The sequence below is a fragment of the Streptomyces sp. NPDC002690 genome (genome assembly GCF_053592415.1).
Window position 1 is genome coordinate 24,242 of sequence record NZ_JBSFVR010000016.1, and the last position, 26,793, is coordinate 51,034.

The 26,793-nt window shown below is 70.4% G+C and carries 22 protein-coding genes; 4 read left to right on the forward strand and 18 right to left on the reverse strand.

From position 1 onward, the window contains the following. Positions 1 to 140: 140 nt before the first annotated feature. Positions 141 to 1,409, reverse strand: a complete 1,269-nt coding sequence (locus ACWD3D_RS04245) for a CobW family GTP-binding protein (protein WP_451459384.1) — start codon at positions 1,407 to 1,409, stop codon at positions 141 to 143. A gap of 44 nt (positions 1,410 to 1,453) precedes the next feature. Beyond that, entirely contained in the window at positions 1,454 to 2,617 is a 1,164-nt protein-coding gene (locus tag ACWD3D_RS04250) for a citrate/2-methylcitrate synthase (protein ID WP_451459385.1), read from the reverse strand. Between the two features lie 134 nt (positions 2,618 to 2,751). Here ACWD3D_RS04250 and ACWD3D_RS04255 point away from each other — a divergent pair, with 134 nt between their 5' ends. Next, positions 2,752 to 4,170, forward strand: coding sequence for a citrate/2-methylcitrate synthase (locus tag ACWD3D_RS04255; protein WP_451459386.1), 1,419 nt, complete (start codon positions 2,752 to 2,754; stop codon positions 4,168 to 4,170). A gap of 7 nt (positions 4,171 to 4,177) precedes the next feature. Here the strand turns inward: ACWD3D_RS04255 and ACWD3D_RS04260 are convergent, their stop codons facing one another. The 7 genes from ACWD3D_RS04260 to ACWD3D_RS04290 form a co-directional block, all read right to left on the reverse strand. Further along, complete coding sequence (locus tag ACWD3D_RS04260; RefSeq protein WP_451459387.1) at positions 4,178 to 5,197, reverse strand: LacI family DNA-binding transcriptional regulator; 1,020 nt, start codon at positions 5,195 to 5,197, stop codon at positions 4,178 to 4,180. Positions 5,198 to 5,463: 266 nt separating this feature from the next. Further along, positions 5,464 to 7,056 carry a solute symporter family protein gene (locus ACWD3D_RS04265; RefSeq protein WP_451459388.1) on the reverse strand — a complete coding sequence of 531 codons (1,593 nt, stop codon included), beginning with the start codon at positions 7,054 to 7,056 and terminating at the stop codon, positions 5,464 to 5,466. Then, a complete protein-coding gene (locus ACWD3D_RS04270) occupies positions 7,053 to 7,529 on the reverse strand; it encodes a DUF485 domain-containing protein (RefSeq protein WP_451459389.1) in 477 nt (158 codons plus the stop codon). Before ACWD3D_RS04270 ends, ACWD3D_RS04265 begins: the two co-directional genes overlap by 4 nt. A 96-nt stretch (positions 7,530 to 7,625) precedes the next feature. Further along, on the reverse strand, positions 7,626 to 8,330 hold the full coding sequence (locus tag ACWD3D_RS04275) for a response regulator transcription factor (RefSeq protein ID WP_451459390.1): 705 nt from the start codon (positions 8,328 to 8,330) through the stop codon (positions 7,626 to 7,628). Beyond that, on the reverse strand, positions 8,327 to 9,496 hold the full coding sequence (locus ACWD3D_RS04280; RefSeq protein ID WP_451459391.1) for a sensor histidine kinase: 1,170 nt from the start codon (positions 9,494 to 9,496) through the stop codon (positions 8,327 to 8,329). Before ACWD3D_RS04280 ends, ACWD3D_RS04275 begins: the two co-directional genes overlap by 4 nt. Further along, positions 9,493 to 10,083 carry a DUF1453 domain-containing protein gene (locus tag ACWD3D_RS04285; RefSeq protein ID WP_451459392.1) on the reverse strand — a complete coding sequence of 197 codons (591 nt, stop codon included), beginning with the start codon at positions 10,081 to 10,083 and terminating at the stop codon, positions 9,493 to 9,495. Before ACWD3D_RS04285 ends, ACWD3D_RS04280 begins: the two co-directional genes overlap by 4 nt. A 149-nt stretch (positions 10,084 to 10,232) precedes the next feature. After that, positions 10,233 to 12,365 carry a DNA gyrase/topoisomerase IV subunit B gene (locus tag ACWD3D_RS04290; protein ID WP_451459393.1) on the reverse strand — a complete coding sequence of 711 codons (2,133 nt, stop codon included), beginning with the start codon at positions 12,363 to 12,365 and terminating at the stop codon, positions 10,233 to 10,235. A 445-nt stretch (positions 12,366 to 12,810) separates the two neighbouring features. Between ACWD3D_RS04290 and ACWD3D_RS04295 the strand changes: the two genes are divergently transcribed. Then, entirely contained in the window at positions 12,811 to 13,044 is a 234-nt protein-coding gene (locus ACWD3D_RS04295) for a DUF7455 domain-containing protein (RefSeq protein WP_266709915.1), read from the forward strand. 152 nt (positions 13,045 to 13,196) lie between these two features. On the opposite strand, the gene ACWD3D_RS04300 is transcribed toward ACWD3D_RS04295, so the two are convergent. From ACWD3D_RS04300 to ACWD3D_RS04325, 6 genes are all read right to left on the reverse strand, one after another. Continuing rightward, complete coding sequence (locus ACWD3D_RS04300; RefSeq protein ID WP_451459394.1) at positions 13,197 to 14,024, reverse strand: S1 family peptidase; 828 nt, start codon at positions 14,022 to 14,024, stop codon at positions 13,197 to 13,199. Positions 14,025 to 14,158: 134 nt separating this feature from the next. Next, on the reverse strand, positions 14,159 to 15,700 hold the full coding sequence (locus ACWD3D_RS04305; RefSeq protein WP_451459395.1) for an RNA polymerase sigma factor: 1,542 nt from the start codon (positions 15,698 to 15,700) through the stop codon (positions 14,159 to 14,161). A 319-nt stretch (positions 15,701 to 16,019) separates the two neighbouring features. Beyond that, on the reverse strand, positions 16,020 to 16,907 hold the full coding sequence (locus tag ACWD3D_RS04310) for a FadR/GntR family transcriptional regulator (RefSeq protein ID WP_451459396.1): 888 nt from the start codon (positions 16,905 to 16,907) through the stop codon (positions 16,020 to 16,022). A gap of 161 nt (positions 16,908 to 17,068) precedes the next feature. Continuing rightward, positions 17,069 to 18,793: an ATP-binding cassette domain-containing protein gene (locus tag ACWD3D_RS04315; RefSeq protein ID WP_451459397.1), complete on the reverse strand. Its 1,725-nt coding sequence runs from the start codon at positions 18,791 to 18,793 to the stop codon at positions 17,069 to 17,071. A gap of 230 nt (positions 18,794 to 19,023) precedes the next feature. Continuing rightward, on the reverse strand, positions 19,024 to 19,788 hold the full coding sequence (locus ACWD3D_RS04320) for an NUDIX hydrolase (RefSeq protein ID WP_451459398.1): 765 nt from the start codon (positions 19,786 to 19,788) through the stop codon (positions 19,024 to 19,026). Positions 19,789 to 20,178: 390 nt separating this feature from the next. Beyond that, positions 20,179 to 21,534 (reverse strand): DUF4192 domain-containing protein, encoded by a 1,356-nt coding sequence (locus ACWD3D_RS04325; protein WP_451459399.1) that lies wholly within the window; start codon positions 21,532 to 21,534, stop codon positions 20,179 to 20,181. A 346-nt stretch (positions 21,535 to 21,880) separates the two neighbouring features. Here ACWD3D_RS04325 and ACWD3D_RS04330 point away from each other — a divergent pair, with 346 nt between their 5' ends. After that, on the forward strand, positions 21,881 to 22,054 hold the full coding sequence (locus ACWD3D_RS04330) for a hypothetical protein (protein ID WP_451459400.1): 174 nt from the start codon (positions 21,881 to 21,883) through the stop codon (positions 22,052 to 22,054). 101 nt (positions 22,055 to 22,155) lie between these two features. Here ACWD3D_RS04330 and ACWD3D_RS04335 read toward each other — a convergent pair whose 3' ends face one another. Continuing rightward, positions 22,156 to 24,315, reverse strand: a complete 2,160-nt coding sequence (locus ACWD3D_RS04335) for a RecQ family ATP-dependent DNA helicase (protein ID WP_451459401.1) — start codon at positions 24,313 to 24,315, stop codon at positions 22,156 to 22,158. 333 nt (positions 24,316 to 24,648) lie between these two features. Here ACWD3D_RS04335 and ACWD3D_RS04340 point away from each other — a divergent pair, with 333 nt between their 5' ends. Then, the gene (locus ACWD3D_RS04340) at positions 24,649 to 25,290 is read left to right on the forward strand and encodes a hypothetical protein (protein WP_451459402.1); all 642 of its coding nucleotides are present in this window, start codon (positions 24,649 to 24,651) and stop codon (positions 25,288 to 25,290) included. A gap of 75 nt (positions 25,291 to 25,365) precedes the next feature. Here ACWD3D_RS04340 and ACWD3D_RS04345 read toward each other — a convergent pair whose 3' ends face one another. Beyond that, a complete protein-coding gene (locus ACWD3D_RS04345) occupies positions 25,366 to 25,974 on the reverse strand; it encodes a hypothetical protein (protein WP_451459403.1) in 609 nt (202 codons plus the stop codon). Between the two features lie 60 nt (positions 25,975 to 26,034). Next, positions 26,035 to 26,793 (reverse strand): ribonuclease HII (locus ACWD3D_RS04350; protein ID WP_451459404.1); only part of this gene is annotated, 759 nt, incomplete at its 5' end.

Below are 26,793 nucleotides of genomic sequence, written 5' to 3' on the forward strand. Positions count from 1 at the left end.
AAGAGCGGGGCGAACGCCCCCGAATGCAGCCTGGCCGCCCTGGAACGAAGGTAAGAGTCTTCCCCGAGCACGCGGACGTGCCCGGTGTGCGGGCGGCCGGTCCGGGGCGGTTGGCACCCCACCCCGTGTGCGGACAGCCTCTAGTGCAGGTCCGGTCCGGCAGGTGCGTCGTCTTCTCCGACAGGCCCGTCGGCTTCTTCCACGGGCCTGTCGGTTCCACCGGCGGGCCCGTCGGTGGCGACGTAGCGCAGGACCCCCCACATGGCGCGCTCCAGATCGTCCGCGTCCAGCGGTTCGGCCTCCGGTTCGGCCTCCGGTTCGGCCTTCGGTGCGGCCTCCGGTGCGCCGCCCGGGCCGGTGCCGCCGGGGCCCGTGGCGCCCGGGCCGGGTGTCCGGCACTCCTCCAGTTCCCGCAGGAGCGCCTCCCCGTCGAATCCCGAACCGATCAGTACGAGCTGGGTGAGCCTCGGCTCGTCGCGGACCCATGGACGCGGGACGAACCGGAGGAACCGGCCCACCGCGTGCAGCAGGTAGGTGTTGCGGGGATCGGCCGCGCCGAAGTCCACGAAGCCCTTGATCCGGTACAGGCCCTCGGGCCGCGAGTCGAGGAACCTCATGAACCGGCGGGGGTCCAGCGGCGTTCCGGTGGAGAGCTCGACGCTCTGGTACGCGGCGTGGGGATGGGCTCCGCCATGGTTCCCCGTACCGCCGTCGTGGTCCGCCTCCCCCGCCAGCAGGTCTTCGAAGGTGAGCTGGCGGGCCGCCGTCCGTTCGCCGTCGGGACGGAGCGCGGGGTCGAAGAGCAGCGACGGATCGATCCTTCCGTGTTCGGTGGAGACGACTGCGGCGCGGTCGGTCAGCGAGGTGACCGAGGCGTACAGCCGGTCGTGCTCGGCGTCGTCGATCCGGTCGGTCTTGTTGAGGACGACCAGGTCGGCGACGGCCAAGTGCCGGTCGGTCTCCGGGTGTCGCTCCCGGGTGCGCTCGAACTCGGCCGCGTCGACGACCTCGACCAGTCCTCCGTAGACGATCCTCGGGTTCTCGCTCGCCAGCAGCATCCGCACGAGCTCCTGTGGCTCGGCGAGTCCGCTGGCCTCGATCACGATCAGATCGAGGCGGACGGCGGGCCGCGTCAGGGTCTCCAGGTAGGAGTCCAGCTCGCCGGCGTCCACCGCGCAGCACAGGCAGCCGTTGCCCAGGGAGACCGTCGAGCCGACCTGTCCGGAGACCGTCATGGCGTCGATCTCGATGGCCCCGAAGTCGTTCACGATCACGCCGATCCGGTTTCCGGCGCGGTTGTGGAGCAGGTGGTTCAGCAGGGTTGTCTTGCCCGAGCCGAGAAAGCCCGCGAGCACGATGACCGGGATCTGTGGGATGCGGGCATCACGCGGTGCGGCCGGAGCGGGCAAGACGGACCATCCTCACGGAGTACGGAGGCAGCGGCGGCACCACGTCAGGGTGCCGGGACCGGCTGCGGCGGAGGCGTCCCGACATAGCGGGCCGCCGGTCGGATGATCTTCGAGTCCGCCGCCTGCTCCAGGATATTGGCACTCCAGCCGACCACCCGCGCCGCACAGAAGGTGGGCGTGAACATGGTCCGGGGAAGCCCGCAGAGCTCCATCACGACGCCGGCGTAGAACTCCACGTTGGTGTGCAGCTCACGGCCCGGCTTCAGTTCGGCGAGTATGGCCTCCACCTGACGCTCCACCTCGACGGCGAAGTCCACGAGCGGGCCGCCGAAGCCCTGGGCGATGTCCCTCAGCATCCGCGAACGCGGATCCTCGGTGCGGTAGACGGGGTGGCCGAAGCCCATGATCCGTCCGCCGGAGAGGACTTGCTCGCGGATCCAGCCGTCGATGCGGTCCGGGGTACCGATCGCGTCCAGCGTGTCGAGCGCGCGGCTCGGCGCGCCACCGTGCAGGGGGCCGGAGAGCGCGCCGACCGCCGCGACCAGACAGGCGGCCATGTCGGCACCGGTGGAGGCGACGACCCTCGCGGTGAAGGTGGACGCGTTGAACCCGTGGTCGACGGTGGAGATGAGGTAGCGCTCGACGGCCCGCGCGCGGACCGCGTCGGGTACCTCGCCGGTGAGCATGTAGAGGTAGTTGGCGGCGTGTGGCAGGTCGTCGCGCGGTTCGACCGGTTCAAGTCCTTCACCCAGCCGGTGCAGCGCGGTCAACAGGGTGGGCACCGCCGCGCAGACGGCGAGCGCGTCCTCACGGCGGCGCCCCGGCTCGATGTCGTACAGCGGGCGGTAGCCGGCCGAGGCGCCCAGCAGGGAGAGCGCGGTACGCAGCCCAGCGAGCGGGCCGGAGACGGCTCCGGCGCGGGCGATGGCGGGCAGCGCCGCGCGGACCTCGTCCGGGAGGTGGCGCAGCTCGGCGATGCGCGCGGAGAACGCGGCGCGGGCCGGCGCGTCGGGCAGCTCACCGTGGAACATCAGGTACCAGACGTCCTCGAAGCTCCGGGTCCGCGCCAGTTCGACCGCCGAGTACTGGCGGTAGTGGTAGAAGCCCTCGGTACCTCGGACGTCACCCAGGACGGTGTCGGTGACGACGACACCCGCGAGGCCGCGGGGAACGCCGGTCGGGGCGGGGCTGTGGGTCTTGGTCGGCATCGCCGTCTCCTCTTCGGATCTTCTTCTCGGCCACGGTCTCGGCTCCCGGGCTATTGATTCGACTATCCATGCTTGATTGAGTGGACGTCAATATTGATTGAATCAATATGTAGGGGAGTGGATACGGTGAGCACATGACGGATCAGGGAGCGCGTGACTTCGGCACCGGGACCACCGAGCGGCTCAGTACGCGTGAGACGGCCGCCCTGCTCGGCGTGAAACCGGAGACGGTGTACGCCTACGTCAGCCGCGGCCAGCTCAGCAGCGTCCGCGCGGCCGGGGGGCGAGGGAGCACGTTCGACGCCGACGAGGTCCGGGCGCTCGCCCGGCGCACGGGCCGGCGCGACTCCCTGCCGGCGGGCGGGGCGGATCTGGTGTTCCGTACCGGCATCACCCTCATCGACCAGGACCGCTTCTACTACCGGGGCGTCGACGCGGGCGAACTCGCGCTGAACCACGGCTACGAGGAAGTCGCCGAATGGCTCTGGACCGGCGAACTCAGGCCGGGTGTCCGTTTCTCCGCTCCGGTACAAGCCCTGACCGCGGCGCGCCGGGCCGTCGCCGCACTGCCCGCGCACAGCGGGACGACGGACCGGCTGCGGGTCGCCGTCATCGCGGCGGCGGCTGCCGACCCACTGCGGTTCGACCTCTCCCCCGTCTCGGTCCTGGACACGGCGCGCGGCCTGATCCCGACCCTGGTGGACGCTCTGCGGCCGGCCGCGGGCACGCCCGGCGGCACGGTCCGGGCTTCTGCGGCTCCCACCGGGGACGGCCCCTCCGGCGACAGCACCGCGGGCGACTGGCGCACCGGTGCGGGCCCAGCCGGTGCGGGCCCAGCCGACCTCGGCATCGCGGCGCGGTTGTGGCCCGCGCTCACCACGCGTCCCGCCGACGCCGCGTCACTCGCCGCGCTGGACACCGCACTCGCGCTGTTGATCGACCACGACCTCGCGGCGTCCACCCTCGCCGTCCGGGTGGCGGCCTCCGCGCACGCTCATCCGTACGCCGTGGTCTCGGCGGGACTCGGGGCCCTGGAAGGACCACTGCACGGCGCGGCCAGCGGGCTCGCCCACCGGATGCTCCGGGAGGTCGTGGAACGGGGCGGCGCCGCACCGGTCGTCGCCGACCACCTGCGCACCGGAAGGCGGATCCCCGGGCTCGGCCACCGGCTCTACACCGGCGAAGACCCCCGGGCTCGGGTCCTGTTCACCCTGCTGGAGGACGTGCCGGAGGCCGCGTCGGCTCTCGCCGCGGCGCGGGACGTGGTGTCGACCGCCGCCCGGCACGTACCTCTGCACGCCAACGTCGATCTGGCGCTGGCCGTTCTGTCGGTCTCCACGGGCATGCCGGCGGAGGCGGGCGAGACCGTGTTCGCGGTGGCCCGCACGGCGGGCTGGATCGCGCACGCCCTGGAGGAGTACGCGGAACGGCCTCTGCGTCTGCGCCCCCGCGGCCAGTACACCGGGCCTCCCCCGCCGCAGGCGCTGCCCTCCCCGGTCGCTCCCTCGACCGGTTCCCCGAGCGCCGAGAGCGGCTCCGGCAACGCAAGATAGCGACAGATCAGCGCGAATTCTCGCGCGGCGGCGGAGCAGTCGATCCGCGCACCACCAGTTCCGGCTCGAAGAGCAGCTCGTCGGAGGGCACCGTCTTGCCCCCGATCTGCACGGACAGCAGCTCGACGGCCGCCCGCCCCATGGCCTCGATGGGCTGACGAACGGTCGTCAGGGGCGGTTCGGTGCAGTTCATGAAGGCGGAGTCGTCGTACCCGACCACCGACACGTCGTGCGGCACGGAGAGCCCCCGGCGGCGGACCGCGCGGACCGCGCCGAGCGCGAGCGGGTCGCTGCCGCAGATGATGCCGGTGACATCCTGGTCCAGCAGCCGGGAGGCCGCGGCCTGACCGCCCTCCAGCGAGAACATGGCCCGCGCGACGTGTTCGTCCGGGATCGTCGCCCCGTACTCACGGGCCAACTGCCGTGCGGCGTCGAGCTTGCGCTGGGAGGGCACGTGGTCGGCGGGGCCGAGAACCAGGCCGATCCGCTCGTGGCCGAGGGAGGCGAGATGCCGCCACGCCTGCTCGACCGCGACGGAGTCGTCGCAGGAGACTCCCGGGAAGCCGAGTTCGGCGATGGCCGCGTTGATCAGGACGACGGGGATGCGACGGTCGGCGAGCACCTTGTAGTGGTCGTGGGCGGCGTCCGCCTGGTGGTAGAGGCCACCGGCGAAGACCACGCCGGACACCTGCTGCTGGAGCAGCAGATCCACGTAGTCCGCCTCGGAGACCCCACCCTTGGTCTGCGTACAGAGCACGGGCGTGAGCCCTTGCTGGGCGAGGGCGCCGCCGACCACTTCGGCGAACGCCGGGAAGATGGGGTTCTGGAGCTCGGGAAGAACGAGCCCGACCAGCCTGGCCCGTTCGCCCCGCAACTGGGTCGGCCGCTCGTAGCCGAGGACGTCCAGCGCGGAGAGCACCGCCTGCCGGGTGGCGTCCGAGACACCTGGCTTACCGTTCAGGACCCGGCTGACCGTGGCCTCACTGACCCCAACCTTCTGTGCCACCTGAGCAAGTCGTCGCGTCATGAACGCAAGATTAGCGCAAGGAACGCAAACTGATTGCGTGCCCGCCAAAACCTCCGTCGTACTCGTACCACCCCGACCGCTGGCGGAGCCCGCCGGCCGTTGTCGGACCCGGGCCAGCCGTTGCCGGAACGCGTCGGCCGTTGTCGGACCCGCGCCGGCCGTTGCCGGAACGCGTCGGCCGTTGCCGGAACGCGTCGGCCGTTGTCGGAGCACTCCGGCCGTTGTTGGAACGCGTCGGCTCCGGCCGCCGGACCGCGTCGCGACTGTCAGACCGCCCCGGCTCCGGTCAGCGACCTGACCTCCATCTCGGCGTGCTTGTCCTCGTCGGGCGACTGTGCCGAGGTCACCGTGCCGATCCACCCCGCGAGGAATCCGAGCGGAATGGAGACGAGACCGGGATTCTCCAGCGGGAAGAGCTGAAAGTCGACCCCTGGGAAGAGGGAGGCGGGCGAGCCGGAGACGACGGGCGAGAGCAGTACGAGCACCAGTGCCGGAATCAGTCCTCCGTACACGGCCCAGACGGCACCACGGGTGGTGAAGTTCTTCCAGAAGAGCGAGTAGAGCAGCGCCGGAAGGTTGGCTGAGGCCGCCACCGCGAAGGCCAGCCCGACGAGGAAGGCCACATTGAGGTCCTGGGCGAGCAGGCCAAGCCCGATGGCGACCGCCCCGATCCCGACGGCGGCCACCCGGGCCACCGCGACCTCCCCGAACGGCTTGCCACCGGGGCGGCGGAGCGAGGCGTAGAGGTCGTGGGCGACCGAGGCCGAGGAAGCGAGGGTGATTCCCGCGACCACGGCCAGGATCGTGGCGAAGGCGACGGCGGCGACCACGGCGAAGAGAATCGTTCCGCCCGTGGCCCCCTCTCCGCCGCCCAGCGCCAGCGCCAGCAGGGGAACCGCGGTGTTCCCGGCCTCACTGGAGGACCGGACCGCGGTCGGTCCGACAAGTGCCGCCGCACCGAAGCCGAGGACGATCGTCATCAGGTAGAAGCTGCCGATCAGCCCGATCGACCAGACGACGGACCGCCGGGCCGCACGGGCCGTCGGCACCGTGTAGAAGCGGGACAGGATGTGCGGCAGCCCGGCCGTACCGAGGACCAGCGCCAGTCCGAGGCTGATGAAGTCGAAGCGTGCCGTCCAGCTGCCGCCGTACTTGAGGCCCGGCGCGAGGAATCCCTTTCCGTGACCGCTGCGTTCGGCCGCGGTGCTGAGCAGTGCGTTGACATCACCGTGGAACCGGACCAGGACGGCCACGGTGAGGGCGATCGTGCCGGCCATGAGGAGGACGGCCTTGACGATCTGGATCCAGGTGGTGGCCCGCATGCCGCCGAAGGAAACGTAGACCACCATGAGCGCTCCGACCCCGACCACGGTCCAGGAGCGGGTGGCGCCGCTGGTGCCGCCGAGGAGCATCGCGACCAGGCTGCCGGCGCCGACCATCTGCGCGACGAGGTACAGCACGGAGACGGTCACCGACGACGTGCCGACCGCCGTGCGCACGGGGCGCTCCGCCATACGTGCGGCCACCACGTCGGCGAGGGTGAACCGACCGCAGTTGCGCACGAGTTCGGCCACCAGGAGCAAAACGACCAGCCAGGCGACGAGAAACCCGACCGAGTACAGCATCCCGTCGTAGCCGAAGAGGGCGATGAGCCCGGAGATACCGAGGAACGAGGCGGCCGACATGTAGTCACCGGCGATGGCGAAACCGTTCTCCAGGGGAGAGAACAGCCTGCCCCCGGCGTAGAACTCCTCGGCGGATCCCTGACGCGTGCGTCCGACCCAGGTGGTGATGCCGAGGGTGACGGCGATGAACGCGCTGAACAGCACCAACGCGAGCGTCTGATGGTCCCCGCTCAACGCTCGACACCTCTCGTCAGCTCCTGGGTCTCCCAGCGCAGTTCCAGCGCCACCCGGTCCCGGCGGAGCCGCGCGTGCCGTGCGTACGCCCAGGTCAGCAGGAAGGTGGTGAGGAACTGCCCGAGCCCGGCGACCATGGCGACATTCACCGCTCCCGCCACCGGACGGGCCATCAGCCCGGGTGCCCCGGTGGCCGCGACCACGTACGCGAGGTACCAGAGAAGGAACGCGACGGTCGCCGGAATGACGAACCTCCGGTACCGGCGGCGCACTTCGCGGAATGCCTCGCTCCGCTGGACCTCCCGGTAGATGTCGGCAGCGCTGTGGCCGCTCCGCGGAGCCCCGGGGGCGGGCGGCGCATCGGGCGCCGCTCTCCCCGTACCGTCCTGCTCGCCCCATCCGGGGGCCGGTTCGTCGTACCACGGCTCATCGAGCCGCGTCACCGCCTCCGTCCGCCCTGCTTCCTTCTCCACCGAACAACTCCCTTGTCCGCGAACCTTTTCGGCCGCTCAGCCAAGAGTGTCCGGACAGGGTGGACCTCGGTTGCAGCATGCACCGCTTTCACCTGTTCAGGTGATATCCGTACCAGGTGCCCGTGCGAGCCCATGTACGTATGCGTAGCGAACCGCCTGCGCCCGGTCCCGCACCCCCGTCTTGGCGAACAGGTTGTTGATGTGCGTTTTCACCGTGGCCGGGGAAACGTGCAGTCGGCGCGAGATCTCGGCGTTGCTGAGCCCCTCGGCGATGAGCGCCAGCACCTCCGCCTCGCGGGGGGTGAGCCCGTCCGGAAGCCCCTGCGTCTGGCCTTGGCCGTGGCCGCGAACTTGACCGAACGCCGGTGGGGGAAAAGCAGCTTCGCCGGCCATGTGATCGAGCAGACGTCGCTGCACGGCGGGTGAGAGACCCGCGTCGCCGGACAGCACGGCTGAAATGGCCTGCACGATCTCCTCACCGCTCGCGTCCTTGGTGAGAAAGCCACGCGCGCCCGCGCGCAACGCCGCGAAGAGCGAATCATCGTCGTCGAAGGTGGTGAGCACCACCACCTGGGTACCGGGGTACTGCCGACGAACGCGCCCGGTCGCCTCCACGCCGTCGCAGCGCGGCATCCGCAGGTCCATCAGGACCACGTCCGGCGCGTGCTCCGCGACGAGCGCCACCGCCTCGTCACCGTCCCTGGCCGCCCCGACCACATCGACGCCCAGCAGCCCGAGCAGCATCACGATGCCCTCGCGGACAGCCGACTGGTCGTCGGCGACCACCACCCGCGCGCTCACGTCGGCACCCGCAGAATCACCACGAACCCCTCCTCACTCGGCCCCGCCTCCAGCGCCCCGCCGAGTACCTCGGCACGCTCCCGCATTCCGGTCAGACCGTAGCCCGGCCCGCCGGTCATCAGCTCCTCGTCCGGCACCCCTCCCCCGGTGTCCCGCACCTCCAGGACCACCGTGTCCGGCAGGTATTCCAGCCGTACCCGAACATGCGCTCCGGGGGCATGCTTGCGCACATTGGTGACGGCCTCCTGAGCAACCCGCCGCACCGCCTGGGACGCCCCGGCAGACAGGGGGCGCCTGGGTCCGTCGATGCTCAGCTCCACCGGCCCGGTGGAAACCAGCTTCCGCAGGAAGTCCTCGACCGGCGTCATCTCGCCCCGAAGAGCGGAAAGCGCCTGCCGGGTCTCGGTCAGTCCGTCCCGGGCCATGGAACGGGCCGAGACGACCCTTTCCAGGACCTCGTCACGGAAGGCGCCGGCAGGTTCACGCTCGATCAGCAGCCGGGCCGCCTCCAAGTGCACCATCTGCGCCGACAGGCTGTGCGCGAGCACGTCGTGGATCTCCCGGGCGATCCTGGAGCGTTCGTCCAAGGCGGCCCTTTCCGTCTCCGCCGCCCTGGCGGCACGCTCCTGTGCCAGCAGTCGCTGAGCGCTGCCGCGCGCCTCCGCGTCCAGCCTGATCACATGGCCGCCCAGACACAGTCCAGCCGTCGTCAGCAGCGTGGTCATCCATCCGCCGCCGGCCAGAGCCGCGTAGGACGCCAGGGCGATCGCCGCCGCCGGGACGGCCGCGCGGAGCGGGAGCCTCGCCATGGCGAGGACGGTGCCGCCGCACCACAGGGTGGTGGCGAGCGCCGTCGCGCCAGCCGCGTACGCGGCGAGTGCCAGTCCCGTCAGGAGAAGCAGCAGAGCCAGAGACGGCCACAGCCGCTGCGACAGCGTGAACCGGTGGTACCAGCGCGCCACCTTGACGCAGCAGGCCATCACCGCGAGCGCGACGGGGAGGGTGGCCGGGCCGCGACGGCCGTCTTCCAGCGTCGCCCAGAGCAGCCCTGCCGCGACCAGGGCCCAGATCAGAAGGGACAGGGCGGACCGGGCGGGTGCCCTCGGTACGCGTGTGAGCGCCTCACGGGATGGCCACGAGGTCCAGATGGCCCCGGCCCCGGTCATGGAAGGTCCTTTCCCGTCACCGGAGTCACCGAATGTATCCCGTCGCCGGAGCGGGTCGCGGCGTGATGCGGAGCGTCGCCGACCGACGACACCGCCGCGAGGTGCGGCTCCAGGCCCCGCGAGCCCGGCCTGATCCGGAGAGGCGCCTCCAAGCGCTGGGACAGGACCGCTCCTCGCACCAGCAAGGTGACGGCCAGAGCGAGCAGGAGACCGTCGGCGCCCTGTGCCACCCCCATGGCAGCCCCGGCGGCCCAGAGGGCGGCACGCAGCGCCAGACCGCCCGCCCAGACGAACGCCGTGGCGCGGGTGCCTCTGGACCACGGGACGCCGTCCGGCTCCCGCCAGACCCGGGTCGTCCATCCCCATCCTGCACCGAGGAGGAGCCCGACCATCAGCTCGGCTGCGAGCACTCCCGCCGACAGTGCCTCGTGCCGAGCGTCCAGCAGGGCCCCGCCCCGCAGCGCAAGCACCGCCAGGATTCCCGGAAGGAGCCACCAGCGAGCCGGCAGCGGCCGTGCCGAGAACTGACGCAGCAGCGTCCAGCCGGCGACGGCGACGATCACAAGAACACTGACAACGCCGGACATGGCACCCTCCGGGGAGCGGGAAGATCTGACGCCTCCGACGCTACGGACGGAGGGCGGCCGACGGATCGGCCCCCGGGTTGATCACGGGTGGAGAACGCCTCTCCACCCACAGGTGGAGAGGCGCACAGCACGGAGATGTGCCGAACGGCTCAGGCGTCGATGCGCGAGCGGTCCAGCGTCGCCGCCGAGCTCGTGATGAACTCCTTGCGGGGCGCGACCTCGTTGCCCATCAGCAGGTCGAAGACCTTCTCCGCCGACTCCAGGTCGCCGATGTTGATCCGTCGCAGGGTCCTGAACCGGGGATCCATCGTGGTCTCGGCCAGCTGGTCGGCGTCCATCTCGCCCAGGCCCTTGTACCGCTGGATGGAGTCCTTGAAGCGGACGTTCTTGCGCCGCAGGTCCACCAGCGTCTGGCGCAGTTCGCCGTCCGAGTACGTGTAGATGTACTTGTCCTGGCCCTTCTTCGGCTGGACCAGCTCGATGCGGTGCAGCGGAGGCACCGCGGCGAAGACTCGGCCCGCTTCCACCATCGGTCGCATGTACCGCTGGAAGAGAGTGAGCAGCAGGATGCGGATGTGCGCGCCGTCGACGTCGGCGTCCACCAGCAGAACGATCTTGCCGTAGCGGGCAGCGTCGATGTCGAAGGTCCGGCCCGACCCCGCCCCTATGACCTGGATGATCGCCCCGCATTCGGCGTTCTTCAGCATGTCCGAGACGGACGCCTTCTGCACGTTCAGGATCTTGCCGCGGATGGGCAGCAGCGCCTGGAACTCGCTGTTGCGCGCGAGCTTGGCCGTACCGAGGGCCGAGTCCCCCTCGACGATGAAGAGCTCGCTGCGCTCCACGTCGTCACTGCGGCAGTCGGCCAGCTTCGCGGGCAGGGACGAGGACTCCAGGGCCGTCTTACGACGCTGGGCGTCCTTGTGCTGGCGCGCGGCAATGCGGGTGCGAGCGGCTGCCACGGCCTTGTCGAGCACCGCCCGGGCCTGCGCCTTGGCGTCACGCCTGGTCGACGTCAGGAACGCCTTGAGCTCCTTGGCCACCACGTTGGCCACGATCCGGTTGGCGGCCGAGGTGCCGAGCACCTCCTTGGTCTGCCCCTCGAACTGGGGCTCGGCGAGCCGGACGGTGACGACCGCCGTGAGGCCCTCCAGGGCGTCGTCCTTGACGACGTCGTCCTCGGCGACCCGGAGCAGCTTGGCCGAACGCAGCGACTCATTGACCGTACGGGTCAGCGAGCGCTCGAATCCGGCCACGTGGGTGCCGCCCTTGGGGGTGGCGATGATGTTCACGAAGGACTTGACCACCGTGTCGTAGCCGGTGCCCCAGCGCAGCGCGATGTCGACGCCCAGCTCCCGGGTGACCTCCGTGGGGGTCATGTGCCCACGCTCGTCCAGAACCGGAACCGTCTCCTTGAACGTGCCCTGCCCGGTCAGTCGCTGCACGTCGCAGACGGCCTTGTCCTGGGCGAGGTACTCGCAGAACTCGCTGATGCCACCGTCGAAGCGGAACGTCTCCTCCGTCTTGCCCTCACCGTTCAGGCCACGCTCGTCGCGCACGACGATGGTGAGTCCGTTCACGAGGAAGGCCGTCTGGCGGGCGCGCTGGTACAGCGTCTCGAGGTCGAGCTTGGCGTCCTTGAGGAAGATCTGCCGGTCCGCCCAGTACCTGATCCTGGTACCGGTGCGAGCCTTGGGCACCCGCTTGGTCTTGCGGAGCCCGTTGGCCGGGTCGAAGGGGCTGTCCGGCCCCTGCTCGACGAACGCACCCGGCACTCCGCGCCGGAAGCTGATGGAGTGGGTGGAGCTGTTCCGGTCGACTTCGACGTCGAGGCGCGCGGAGAGCGCGTTGACGACCGAGGCACCGACGCCGTGGAGACCTCCGGAGGCGGCGTACGAGCCGCCACCGAACTTGCCGCCGGCGTGGAGCTTGGTCATGACGACCTCCACGCCGGAGAGCCCGGTCTTGGGCTCGACGTCGACGGGGATGCCACGCCCGTTGTCGCGGACCTCGACCGAGGAGTCGTCGTGGAGGATCACTTCGATGTGGTCGCAGTACCCTCCGAGGGCTTCGTCTACCGAGTTGTCGATGATCTCCCAGAGGCAGTGCATGAGGCCGCGGCTGTCGGTCGACCCGATGTACATGCCGGGGCGCTTACGGACAGCCTCCAGCCCTTCGAGGACGAGAAGGTGCCGCGCGGTGTAGTTGGAGCTGTCCCTGTCGACGACGCCGCCGGCTCCGGTCAGCAGCGCAGTGGACGGCACGGACGTATCGGCGGTCACGCGGTTCGCTCCTCGCTGAATTTCAATGGGGGCCCGTTTGGGTATGGGGCGCGGCCGTGGTGGCCGCTGAAAGCCTACCGAGGCCTGGTAGAGCGGTTGTCACGCCACCCTCGGGGAATCATCATGCTAGTCGAGCCCCTCCGTAGATCGCATGGATGTTCGATCATCCCTCGGAGTGACGTGCACATCACGTTCCTTTTGAGGCATGAACCATTTAGGCTCCGGGCACGTCCTCATGAACAACCGGCAAGCCAGCCGGAGGACCGACCCGACACCAGCAACGCGAAACCGTAGCGCTCCGCAATACGGCACATTCGCCGCCAACCGTCGGCAGCCCAGCCACCTGAAAAGAAGTTTTCGAAGAAATGCCACGAGCGGGAACGTTTTCGGCCTGGTTGGATGTTGACCCTGGTACGACAGCTCGTCGAGCTAGAGAAGAGGCGACGTGACTACTGTTCTGACCCCCGCGAGCCCGCTGACCGCAGCAGACCGCTGTGACCGTTGCGGCGCCCAGGCCTACCTGCGCGTCGTCCTCATCAGCGGCGGTGAACTGCTCTTCTGCGCCCACCACGGGCGCAAGTTCGAGCCGGAACTCAAGAAGATCGCCGCGGAAATACAGGATGAGACGGATCGGCTCACCGCCGTACAGGCCGGTGCCGCCGACGAGGCACAACACTGACACCTCGCATCCACGACGAGCGACGGGCCGGTCCCTGACCGTCCGACGGGCGGCTTCCCCGGTGTGGGGGAGGCCGCCCGTTCTCATGCGTTCTGGTCCGCCGTGGCGCGAACCGTGTGTCAAGGCGTGGGCCGAGGCGTGAGAGAGGTATCTCAGATCCTGCCGGCCGCCCAGGTGACCGCAGCGGATACCCGGGTGTATACCCCCGGGCTGTCCGCGCGTGCGCAGCCGTTGCCCCAGGAGACCAGACCGATGAGACGCCCGTCGACCACCAGTGGCCCTCCGCTGTCACCCTGGCACGCGTCGTAACCACCATCGGGGTTGCCGGCGCAGACCATCGAGGAGGCGTCGTACGTCCCGCGGGAGCCGCCCGGGTAGGCGACGCCGCACGCCTCGTTCGACAGGACCTGCACCGAGGCCGCCCGCAGCGTCGACGCGTACGTTCCGTACCCGGTCGTGTCCCCCCACCCGTAGACGAGCGCCTGCCCGCCCGCGAGGTAGGCCGCGTCACCTTCCCGGGCGACCGGAATCGAACTTTCTTCCGGCAGCGCTTCGGTCAGCGTCAGTACGGCGGCGTCACCCACGTTGGTGCTGGGGTCGTACGAGGGATTGATCCACGCCTCCCGCACAGGGATCTCCCGCCCTCCGGTGCCGCGCAGATCGCCCCGCCCCGCGATGATTCGCAGGTCGGGCACGTCGGCCACCTCACCTCCGAGCACGTCGGAGCCGAGGCAGTGGGCAGCGGTCAGCACCTTGGTGGGAGCGATCACCACCGCGCCGCAGAACTGCCCGCCGCGCGACTCCCCGAACAGGGCGCGGCTCGACAGAGCCACCACCCACGGGCTGTCCGCCACGCTGACGGGCTCTCCTCCGATGATGATGCTGTCGGTCGCGGCGGACGCCGGGGACCCGGCCGCCAGAGCGGCGGTCGCCGTCAGCGCCACCGCTCCGGTCAAGGCACGAGCGAACCTGTGGGACATGGACACTCCTGACTCCGAGGTGGATATCACCTACTCAGAGTCATTCAGTCCGAAGCGACCCGCACCCCCAAAGAGAACGGGCGGGGCCCGGAACCGTTCGGTTCTGGGCCCCGCCCGTTCTCTGCCGGGTCGACTTAGTCGAGGTAGTCGCGCAGGACCTGCGAACGCGACGGGTGGCGGAGCTTCGACATGGTCTTCGACTCGATCTGCCGGATGCGCTCACGCGTCACCCCGTAGACCTTGCCGATCTCGTCCAGCGTCTTCGGCTGACCGTCGGTGAGACCGAAGCGCATGGAGACCACGCCCGCCTCACGCTCGGAGAGGGTGTCGAGGACCGAGTGCAGCTGCTCCTGGAGGAGGGTGAAACTCACCGCGTCGGCCGGAACGACCGCCTCGGAGTCCTCGATCAGGTCACCGAACTCGCTGTCTCCATCCTCACCCAGCGGGGTGTGGAGGGAGATCGGCTCGCGCCCGTACTTCTGGACCTCGATGACCTTTTCGGGGGTCATGTCGAGTTCCTTGGCCAGCTCCTCCGGGGTGGGCTCACGGCCCAGGTCCTGGAGCATCTGACGCTGGACGCGCGCCAGCTTGTTGATGACCTCGACCATGTGTACCGGAATACGGATGGTGCGGGCCTGGTCGGCCATGGCGCGGGTGATCGCCTGGCGAATCCACCAGGTGGCGTACGTGGAGAACTTGTAGCCCTTGGTGTAGTCGAACTTCTCGACCGCGCGGATCAGACCGAGGTTGCCCTCCTGGATCAGGTCCAGGAAGAGCATGCCGCGACCGGTGTAGCGCTTGGCGAGCGAGACCACGAGACGGAGGTTGGCCTCCAGCAGGTGGTTCTTGGCCCGCCGTCCGTCCTCGGCGATGATCTCAAGCTCACGCTTGAGCTTCGGCGCGAGCTTGTCGGCGTTCGCCAGCTTGTCCTCGGCGAACAGACCCGCCTCGATCCGCTTGGCGAGCTCCACCTCCTGCTCGGCGTTGAGGAGGGGGACCTTACCGATCTGCTTCAGGTAGTCCTTGACCGGGTCGGCGGTGGCACCGGCGACGGCGACCTGCTGCGCGGGCGCGTCGTCCTCGTCGTCGTCGGAGAGGACGAAGCCCTTGTTCTCGCCCTCGGCCTCCTCGTCCTCGCCCTTGCCGACCTTGACGTCCTCGACCGCCTCGTCACCGTCGAGGAGGTCGTCGTCCTGCTTGCCGGACTTCTTGGCGGCGGTCTTCTTGGCCACCGTCTTCTTCACGGCGGTCTTCTTCACGGCGGCCTTCTTGGCCACCGCCTTCTTCGCGGGGATCGCACCGGACTCGCCGGACGCGTCCGCGCTGTCGACGGCCGGGGCGGCGGACGCCGCGACGGTCCTCGTCACAGTCGTCTTCGCCGCGACGGTCTTGGTGGCGGTGCGCTTGACCGGGCTCTTCGCTGCGACGCTCTTGCGGGCGCGCTTAGGCGACTCCGCGGCACTGACCATCAGCGTCACACCCTCTTCCTCGAGGATCTGATTGAGGCTGCGCAGAACATTCTTCCACTGGGTTGGCGGAATCTGGTCAGCCTCGAAGGCCCGACGCACGTCGTCGCCGGCGATCTGCCCATCAGCCTTTCCCCGCTCGATGAGCGCCGTGACGGACTCGGATTCGGCAATCTCCGGCGGGAGCGTACGGGATGTGCTGGCCGACACGAACAACCTCTCGGAACGATGGAAACGGCTTCCGGCCCCGCCCTGGAGGGCTGGAACCGACGTCCGTCGGCTGGAGTGTCGCCGACGGCGCGGGCTTGGCCTGGAACTGCACAGCACACCGAATGGCTGCTGTATTCCTTCCGCGGCGGTCACCTCTTAGGTCATCGCACTGCTTCGAGGAGTGTTACGCCCAATCCGCGTGGCCCGAGTCACACCTCATTTGCGACGAACCCTGCCAGGGACGACATCCCCCCACAATTGTGCCGCCGGACCGCACGGTCCGGCGGCACAGGGTGCGCCTTCCCCGGCCGTACCGCTCTCAGTGCTCGCGCGGAGCCGGAACCACTCGCTCCACCTCGGGGTGGACGACGACGAGGAGCTGACGCATGGCCGATTCGGCTCCGGCCTCATCACCCGCGGCGAGGGCGTCGGCGATCCTGGCGTGCTGACCGACCGACGCCTCGCTGGGTCGGTCACACCCGGTGACCGGACTGCCGGAGACATGGAGAGCGGCGGACACGATGCCGGAGAGGTGGTCCAGCATGCGGTTGCCCGCGGCCTGGATCAGCAGGGCATGGAACTCCGCGTCGGCACGGGAGAACGTGACTCCGTCTCCCTGCCCCAGCGCGTGTCCCATGATCTCGACCATGTCGCCGAGCCGCTGCTGCACGTCCTCCCGCCCGTGCCCGGCGGCGAGCCGCGCGGCGAGCGGCTCGATCGTCCACCGCAGCTCCGCCAGCTCGCGGCGCTGATCGTCGCGCTGAGGGCCGAAGGCGCGCCATTCGATGATGTCGGGGTCGAGCAGGTTCCAGTCACTCACCGGACGCACCCGGGTCCCGACGTTGGGGCGGGCACTGACCAGCCCCTTCGCCTCAAGGACACGCAGGGACTCGCGCACGACGGTGCGGGAGACCTCGAATCGCTGCCCGATCTCTTCGGGAACGAGCGGGCGGTCCGCGCCGAGGTCACCTGAAACGATCATCTGACCGAGCTGCTGGACGAGTTGACCGTGCAAGCCTCGGCCACGGCTGGCCGACCCCCGGCGGCCGGTGCGCCCCAGCTCGGATTCGGAGCCGCCCCAGGACCGCAGCGGCGCACGGTCGCCGGCCGGCTCCGAGTATGGGTAACGGTCGATATCGCCCGGGCCGGCGAGACCGGAATCGGCGGAGCGGGCGGTGGTCATCATGGTGTGCGCAAGGGTACTCACGCATCATTTGTCGGCGTGGCTCGCGCACCCCTTGAGGTCTTTGCTGAAAAGCACACGAAAGGGTGATCGTCGCCGACGCCGCAATTGACGCTTTATCGTCTCAATTCGGTCACCGAAAGCGGAGCTTGAGGTTCACCGTTCGGCCTGCGGCTCCACCGTGATCACCAACGCGCCCTGTTCCGCAAGGCGGTGCCCACGTAGGCGCAGATCAGAGCCGCCAGCGAGACGAGGAGCGCAAGGCCGACGGGCTGGGCCAGGATTCGGCCGGCCGCAAGCAGCCACCGGTCCGGTCCCGGCGGGATGTCGAGCCAGGCCAGTCCACGCAGGCGGGCGGGGAGGCCGGTCAGTGCGTGCGTGGCGGGACCGGCGAACACCTTTTGCAACAACGGCACCACGAGCACCGGGACGGCGAGCACTGCCGCCACTCCCGCGCCGGCCACCCTGAAGGTTCCCGCGGCGAGCAGGCCCGCCCAGGCACAACCGACCGCCAGAGCAGCCCAACTCACGGCCAGCAAAGTCGCGTTTCCTGGAATCGCGGCCGCCTCCTCTCCGTAGAGGAGGCGGAGCAACTGGATGTCGCAGACCACGACCAGGAGTGAGAGAACCGTCGCCGCCGCCCCGGTGACGAGCAGTTTCGCCACGAGCAGACCGAGCCGCCTCGGCACCGTCCCCCTGCTCGCCGCGAGAGCCGGGTAGCGGAATTCGTCGCCGTAGGAGAGTGCTCCCAACAGGCCCGCCCCGAGCGCCGCGGGAGGTAGCGGCAGCAGCGCCGGCCAGCCTGCGAGCAGATGCGCCTGCGAGGCTCCTCCGGTGCGCGCCAGCAGCACCGAGACCGCCGCCGACGCGATCAGAACCAATGCCATGATCAATGGCGTCGTCGTCACCCCCAGCATCCGCCTCACCTCGTACCGCATCGGGCGGATCGGACCCCGCGGAGGGCGCACGGTGATCGGCGGCGGCAGTTCCGAAAGCGCCGCAGCGGAGGCGAGCGCGGGCGCGGGAGGTGCGGGAGGGCCGGCGTCGCCGAGCTCGTCGGCGAGCCGGTGCAACGGAATGTCGTACCGGAACGCGGCGTCCCCGATCTCCGCGCAGCTGCTCCCGTACACCGAGATGCGGGCCCCCTCTTCGGCCACGACCTCCACGGACCGGCGCGCGTCCCGGGCTTCTCGGCCGACCACCGCCGCGAGCCGGGCGGCGTGCGGGGACTGCACGACGACGCGGGGGCGAAGTCTGGTGCGGGCGAAGTCGGCGACCTCCTGGTCGGCCACGAGCCTGCCGTCGCCGATGGTGACGACGCGGTCCGCCGAGCGGATGGCCTCCTTGGGGTCGCTGGTGGTCCACAGCACCGTGCCGCCTTGGGCCGCGTGTGCGCGCATCAGCCCGTACAGCCAGCCGCTCTCGTGGGAGGACAGCCCGTCGGTGGGATCGTCGAGCAGCAGCGTGTGCGGGTCACCCAACAGGGCTGCGGCGAGCCCCAGTCTGCGGTCCATACCGACGGAGAGCCCGCCGATGCGCTGGTCACCGAGCCCTGAGAGACCGACGACGTCGAGCATCTCGTCAGCGCGCGACAAGGGGGCCCCGGCAGCGGCGCAGAGCATGCGCAGCTGCCCCCGAGCGGTCCGCGCCGGGTGCCCCGGTACGTCTCCGAGGAGCACCCCGACTTCCCGCGGCGGGTGCCCGATCCGGTGCAGGGGGCGCCCCCTGAAGTAGGTGACTCCGCGCCCGGGGTCCAGTTCGAGCATGAGGCGCAGGGCCGTCGTCTTTCCGGCACCGGGTACGCCGAGGAGCGCGGTGACGCGGCCCGAACGGGCCTCGAAGGTGAGATCGTCCACCGCGGGCGGCAGGTCGCGGCGGCGGGCACTGGTCAGTCCGATGGCCTGGAGCATCGCTATCTCTCGCGGAAGGTGTGACCGCTCGGCGGCAGGGAGCGTGCGTACCTCAGCAACATAACGCGACATTTGCGACTTTTGGTGCAGCGAGAAGTCTACGAGTGTTCCGCGCTCACGGACTTAGGGAACCGCGGCTCCACCACGGAACCACTGTGGAGGCACCACGGAACCACCACGGACCACTGATCACGAGATCACTCACCCGCCGTCCCGACCGGCGGCCGGTTTCAGATTTCCGGCCTCAGCATGGGCGGATTGAGGACCGTCGCGGAACCCGCGCGGAACAACTGGGCGGGACGGCCGCCCTGTCGTGTGGTCGTGCCTCCGGAGGGCACCAGGAATCCTGGTGTGCCGGTGACCTTGCGGTGGAAGTTCCTGGGGTCGAGTACCACTCCCCACACGGCCTCGTAGACGCGGCGCAGCTCTCCGACCGTGAACTCCGGCGGGCAGAACGCGGTGGCGAGCGAGGAGTACTCGATCTTGGACCGGGCCCGCTCCACACCGTCCGCGAGAATGCGGGCGTGATCGAAAGCCAGTGGGGCGGGTGACTCCTCCTCGCTTTCCGTGTCACCGCCGACGGCGAGCAGGTCGTCAACAGGCGCCCAGCGCGCACTGTTGGCGTCGCCGCCCGCGCGGGGGGCGGGGAGGTCGGGCGCGAGCGCGAGGTGAGCCACACTGACGACCCGCATGCGCGGGTCACGGGACGGGGCGCCGTACGTGGCGAGCTGTTCGAGGTGGGCACCGTTACCCGCCGCGGGAACAGCCGGATCGTGCGCGCAGAGCCCTGTCTCCTCGACCAGTTCGCGGGCCGCCGCGGCACCCAGATCCTCGTCCGCACGGACGAACCCGCCGGGCAGAGCCCAGCAGCCCTGGAAGGGCGATTCCCCGCGGCGTACGACCAGCGCGCACAGTGCGTGGCGCTGCACTGTCAGCACGACCAGGTCGACCGTGACAGCGAAGGGCGGGAAAGTCGACGGGTCGTAGGACGGCATGCGGTGATCATAGTCGTCTCCCTGACGATAAACACTCCATTCCGCGGTGCCCGAAGGCGTGGTCGACCGGGACGGGTGCGAGGAAGGCCGCCCGATGCCCTGCTCGATGCCGAAAGGCGTACCGGAGGGTCGTGCGGTGTGGTGGTGGTGCGGTGCGGTCTCCCCCGTGGGACCACACCGCACCACCACCACACCGCACCGGGCCGACGCCGCTCACGCCTCGGAACCGAGCCGTGTGGTCGAGGACCGAAGCATGCGGCCGAGCCACTCCGGACCGAACCATGCGGAAGCCGCAACGGTCCGGAGAAGGGGCAGTACCGAGAAGGGGAGCCGCGCCACGACGGGCGTACGAAAACGCGGCCCTTCGGCGACGCGGCTCGGGGTCCTCGCTCAGCCGCTGGTTCCGTCCCTGTCCTCCTGCTGTCCGCGTGGCAGTCGCTCCCGGCGCCGGGCCCGCGCCGCCCCCGGGTTGGCCGGGGTGACGGGGCGGGTGCGACCGGCGGCCTTGCGGCTCCGTGTGGTGCCGGACGGCCCGGTTTGCGCACCGGACCTCACCCGGCCCGCCCCGCCGCGCCGGGTCGCCTCCGGCAGAGTGACACCTTCGCCGGCCGCGGACTTCAGAGCGGCCTCCTCCTCCCGCAGGCAACGCCGCAGCTTCTCCGGATCCACGCCTTCGTTGCACGCCTGATGGAGAAGCTGGGCGAACGCGTAGTCCGGGTCCGCCCGGAGAGCGAGCGAGAGAGCCACCCGCGCGCCGGGCTCGTCGCCGGTGGACCACGAGACCCAGGCGGCCAGGGCCAGCGGGGCGGCGGCGTGTTCCACGTACGGACCCACACAGCGCCGGGCGAGGGCACGCCACAGACGCAGTGCCGCGTGGGCCTCCGGACCCTCCATCCACCGGGCGGCGCGGTCCCGGGTCTCGCGGTCCTGGAGTCCCAGGATCACGGCGGCGGCCTCGTCATGGCTGATCAGGCCGTCGTCGCAGCAGTCGGCGGCACCCGCGGCCGACGGCACGGGCGTCTTGCCGACACGCTCCAGCAGGCCCCTCGCCAGATTCAGGGTCTCCTTGGCCACCTGGCTGCGCCCATGGGTGTCGAGAATGCGGGCCACCATCGCGGCACCCACCTCGTCCAGTGCGCGAAGCTGGTCCGGTGCGAGCGCACCGGACCAGGGCGTGAGCCGTTGCTCCAGCTCCCGGAGCGAACCCTTCACCTGGATCCCGGCATAGGCAGCGGCGGCGGCCATCACCGTGGTGCCCGGCAGGGCGAGTGGATTGCCCTCCTCCGGACAGCACCGGCCGTCCGGGCAACAGTAGGACCAATACCTGCCGTTGGAGATGCAGAGCGCTTCCAGCACAGGGACGTCGAGCGAACCGCAAGCGGTGCGCAGGAGTTGGGCGAAGGGCCTCATCCTCTCCTTGACCTCATGGGCGGCCTCCCCCGGGCCCGGGTCCTGGCACAGGAAGAGAACGATCGCGTCGGGTCGGTCACCTCGCCGCTCGCTTCCCGAGATCAGACAGTCCGCCAACTGGACCGCGACCGAACCCCACTCCGCCTCCGACTGCGGGATTCCATGGCGCAGTCGCCCCCCGAAGCGCCCGCGGCCGCCGTGCAGCGCCACGAGGACGACGCTGTCCGTCGGATGGAATCCCAGCAGATAGGGAAGTGCGTCGGCGAGGTCTGCGGGGCCACGCAGAGTGACCTGCTGAGTGTCGGCCGGGCCGGTGGATTCATGGTGCTTGTTCATGGGATGACCGTCCCGCACGACGCGATTTTCCGCGACCCCTGTGGATAACTCTTATCCACAGGCACCCAGCGTCACTGGCGCGTTGTCAGAGGGAGGGTTTCTCATGGGGACATGACCACTCGGAAACACATCGAAGCTCTCGGCACTCGACACCACGACCCGCTTTCCGCGCCTGCTCGCCGTCGGGACGGCCGTCTGTACCGGCGCTCCGCCCTCCGGCCCCTCCTTCAACCCGGTGATAGCGTCCACCCGCCGACGGCGGCATTCGTGGCGGCCCGACGGGGAGAAGGGGTAACGGACTGTGGAAACACCGGAGAAGAACGGCTTTCGAAGCCGGAGGGTCCGTGTGGCCACGACGCTGAGGCGCAGGCCCCTGGTTCTCGCGGCCTTCGCCCTGCTGGCCCTGGCGACGGTCGGCTTCCAGAAGGCCGTGCCGCAGCCATGGTCCGCAGCGGCCCTCCCGGTCGGTTTCGTTCTCGCCGCCGTGGTCTTCTCCCTGGCGGCACCGCCGGGGAAATGACCCACCCCGGCCGGGCGGGCGGAAGTCGCTTGCGTGGAGACCCGGTGCGCCGTGACCAACCGTACGGAGACCCGTTACGCGGTGACGAAGTCCGCGAAGGCTCAGCCCGAGGTTGCCAGCACCAGCGGAAGAACCTGCTCGGCGCCTGCCTTGCGCAGCAGTCGCGCGGCGACCGCGAGGGTCCAGCCGGAGTCGGTGGAGTCGTCCACGAGCAGGACGGGCCCGGGCGACGCGGCCAGTGCGGCCGTCAGCTCGTCGGAGACGGTGAAGGCGCCCGACAGCGCTCGGACGCGCTGAGCGGAGTTGCTGCGCCGCACGGTGTGTTCCCCCTCCGGTCCGCTGTAGGTCAGGGTGCCCAGGAAGGGCAGACGACCGACGGTCGCGATTCCCTGGGCAAGGGAGCCGACCAACCGCGGGCGCGAGAGGGACGGCACCGCCACGACACCCACCGGTCGCGCGGAGGCATCCGGGGTGTTCGCCGCCCACCCCCCCGAGGAGCGCGCCCAGTCGGCGAGAACGTCGACCGCCGCGCGCAGAACATCGTCGGGGACGGGTACGTCCGGCGCGTTCTCGGCCAGCAGCGGGCGCAGCCGGTTGCCCCAGCCGATGTCCGAAAGCCGGCCCAGCGCCCGCCCGCTGGAGCACAGCTCCCTGGCCGGGATACGCCCCTTCAGGTCGATGCCCAGGGCGGCCAGACCGGTCGGCCACATCCGGCGCGGCTCGACCTCGACCCCTGGCCGGTCCAGTTCCTTCGCCGCGCCCGTGAGGGTCTCCGCCGATACGGAGGAGTCGGCCCAGTTTCCCGCGCAGTTGTCGCAGCGGCCGCACGCGGTCGCACCCTCGTCGTCCAGCTGTCGGCGCAGAAACTCCATCCGGCATCCGGACGTGCTCACGTAGTCGCGCATGGCCTGCTGCTCGGCCGCCCGCTGCCGCGCCACCCAGGCGTAGCGCTCGGCGTCGTACTCCCACGGGGCACCGGTGGCCGTCCAGCCACCCTTCACCCGCTTCACCGCACCGTCGACGTCCAGCACCTTCAGCATCGTCTCGAGCCTGCTGCGCCGGAGCTCGACCGACGTCTCCAGGGCGGGCACCGACAGCGGTCGCCCCGCGCCCTCCAGCGCCGCGAGAGTCTGCCGCACCTGGGTTTCGGGCGGGAAGGCCGTGTCGGCGAAGTAGCGCCAGATCGCTTCGTCCTCCTTGCCCGGCAGCAGCAGCACGTCCGCGTGGGCCACACCGCGGCCCGCGCGTCCCACCTGCTGGTAGTAGGCGATGGGAGAAGAGGGGGAGCCCAGGTGGACGACGAAACCCAGGTCCGGTTTGTCGAAACCCATGCCCAGGGCCGAGGTCGCGACCAGGGCCTTGACCCGGTTCTCCTGGAGGTCGGTCTCCGCCTGGAGCCGGTCGGCGTTCTCGGTGCGCCCGGTGTACGAGGCGACCGCGAAGCCCCGCTGCCGCAGGAAGGCGGTGGCCTCCTCGGCGGCGGCGACGGTGAGTGCGTAGATGATTCCGGAACCGGGCAGCTCGTCCAGGTGCTCGGCGAGCCAGCCCAGGCGGTGCGCGGCGTCCGGCAGTTGTACGACTCCGAGGCGCAGACTCTCCCGTTCCAGCGGCCCGCGCAGCACGAGCGCCTCACCCGCGCCCGTGCCGAGCTGGTCGGCTACGTCCGCGGTGACGCGCGCGTTGGCGGTCGCGGTGGTGGCCAGGACCGGTACCCCGGGGGCGAGCTCGGCGAGCATCGCCCGCAGGCGGCGGTAGTCCGGCCGGAAGTCGTGGCCCCAGTCGGAGATGCAATGCGCCTCGTCGACCACCAGGAGACCGGTCGTGGCGGCGAGTCGTGGCAGCACCTGATCACGGAAGTCGACGGAGTTGAGGCGCTCCGGACTGACGAGGAGGACGTCGGTCTCCCCGCGCTCGACCTCGCCGTAGATGGTCTCCCACTCTTCCGGGTTCGCCGAGTTGATGGTGCGCGCCTGGATGCCTGCCCGCGCCGCCGAGTCGACCTGATTGCGCATCAGGGCGAGCAGCGGCGAAACGATCACCGTGGGGCCCGCGCCGCGGCGGCGCAGCAGGGCTGTGGCGACGAAGTACACCGCCGACTTCCCCCAGCCGGTCCGCTGGACCACCAAGGCCCGGCGGCGGTCCTCCACCAGGGCCGACACCGCCTGCCACTGGTCCTCCCGCAGCCGCGCGGAGCCGCCCGGGTCACCGACCAGTTCGGCGAGAATGGCGTCTGCTTCGTTGCGGAGTTCCAGGGTGTCCATGCCCCCCATGCAACCCGATGGCCCGGCCGCACGGCCACCTCACGCAGGGTGACGACACTCGGTGCGGGAGACTCTCGTGTCCGGCGCGGTTCCGGGGTGTTCTTTCTGCGCCTGGCTGTTCGGAGGGGGCGGGAGGCGTCGTGGAGGCCCATCACGGGCAGGGATATCCGGGTCTTTCCGGTGGATATCCGTCAGGTGTTCCAATTGCTCGTTGCCGCCCGCCGATACGCCAGGGAGAATTGGAGTTGCCTCCCGCACGGTCACTTCACGGCCCGTATGGGCGTGCCCTCTGTCATCCTGCCCGCATCGTGGGCGCGTAACGAAGGGAGAACCGTGACCTTCGGATTCGCACCGTCCGCAGACACCTCACCGTGGGCGGCGTCCTCGATGCCGGCCGATTCCACCAGTCGGCTCGCCCGGATGCTGGAGCCCACCGAGTGGGCGTCGGCGGGCATACCCCTGCTGCGCAACCCCCGTGAGGTGGTCAGCGGGTTGCACGCCCGCCACCGTCCCACTCCGGCTACCGCCGTCGTGGCCGTCCTCGATCATGAGGAACGCCTGAACGCCAGCGCCTCCTTCGTCCGGCGCGGCTCCGCCGTCGCGGACGGTTGGGAGTTCCGCAACGCGCTCCTGTCCCACCTCCGCCGGGTCATTCCGCACGATCTCCGCCGCCGCACCCCGGCGCGTACCGCCGTGCTGCTCTACTGCCGCGAGGGAGACGAGCGCTGGACGGAGGAGGACGGCGCGTGGATGTGGGGGCTGCGGGACGCCTGCACCCTGCACGGGCTGCGCTGCGGTGCGTACATCACTCTGACCCGCGGCGGATGGCAGGTGCTGGGCGAGGGCAGGGGAGGCAGGCAGCCGAGTTCGCTGTCCACACCCGCGTCGCTCGCGGAGACCTTCGCCGCCGCCCCGGCCCCCCTCCGTACGGGGGGCGGAGCGTCCGAGGCGATGCTGCGCACGGCTGCTCGCTGAACCGGCGGACCGGGGTCCGGCCGCCCCGGGGGACGGCCGGGCCGGAGTTCCGGGCCGGACGTGCTGCCGGTCGGATCAGACGGTCGCGCCGAGAGCGGCGTTGATCGTCTGCGGGTCACCGCACACGATCAACAGGGTGCCGGCCCGCTCCCGCGCGAGGGACAGCTGCTTGGCCGCGTCACCGGCCAGCTCGCCGTTGACGGCGACGACCACGACCGGCCGGCCGCCGGCACGGCCGATCACCGACAGGTCCGCGAAGAACACGTCGTCGCCGGCTTCGTGCTGCGCCCAGTAGGAGACCTCGCCGAAGGAGAGCTCGTGCGTGGCCCACGGGTGCTGCTCGCCCGTGGTGAGCACGAGGACGTCGCCGGGGGCGCGGCCGTTGTCGAGCAACAGGTCGACGGCCTCTTCGGCGGCGTCGAGCGCCCCGGCGGAGGGGGCCGGGATCACCTGCAGCTGCGGCACGGAACGATTCTCCGCGCGTGCCGGCGGGCCGGGGACCGGGTTGGGGCGCTGCGCCGGCGGCGCAGGCCGTGCGGGTCCCGGGTGTCCGGGACGCGGTGTGGCCGCGGAACGCGGCCCAGGAACGGGACGGGGGGTCGACGCGGTGCGGCCTGTGGCCGGAACCGTACGGGGACCCTGAGCGCTCTCGTGAATCTGAGGCTCCTCGGGAGTGAGAGGCATGGATGGTTGTCTGTCGGATGCCGATACGCCTGGTGTCGGCAGGTGGGTGCGCAAGCGCGATCAGAAATCGAAGCCGAGCTGGCCCCCGCTTTCGAGTGCTGCCGCCTCGGCGGAGAAGCGGACCTTCTTCAGGTGCTGCCACCGCGGCAGCGCGTCGAGGTACGACCAGGACAGGCGGTGGTGGGGGGTGGGCCCCAGCTCCTCCAACGCGGCCCGGTGCGTCGGTGACGGGTATCCCGCGTTGGCCCCGAAGGCGAACTCCTCGAACTCTCCCGTGTCCGCGCCGAGTTCCGCCATCATCGTGTCCCGGTACACCTTGGCGATGACCGAGGCGGCGGCGACCGCGATGCAGGACTGGTCCCCCTTGATGACGGTGCGTACCCGCCAAGGGCTACCGAGGTAGTCGTGCTTGCCGTCGAGGATCACCGCGTCGGGGCGTACCGGCAATTCGTCCAGGGCGCGGACAGCGGCGAGACGCAGAGCGGCGGTCATCCCGAGCTCGTCGATCTCCTCGGGGGAGGCGTGGCCGAGGCCGTAGGCGGTGACCCAGTCACGCAGGACGGGCGCCAGCTCGGCCCGTCGCCGGGGCGTGATCAGCTTGGAGTCGGTGAGTCCCTCGGGAGGTCTTCGCAGACCGGTCACGGCCGCGCAGACGGTGACGGGACCTGCCCACGCTCCGCGTCCGACTTCGTCGACACCGGCGACGGTCCGGGCACCAGTGGTGGCACGGAGCGGCGGTGCCGCGCGGTTGTCCCTCGGGGGGTGGTCGGTAGGAGGTCGGGGATCGCGGCCGGGCTCCGGGGCCGGGCCGCTCGGGGA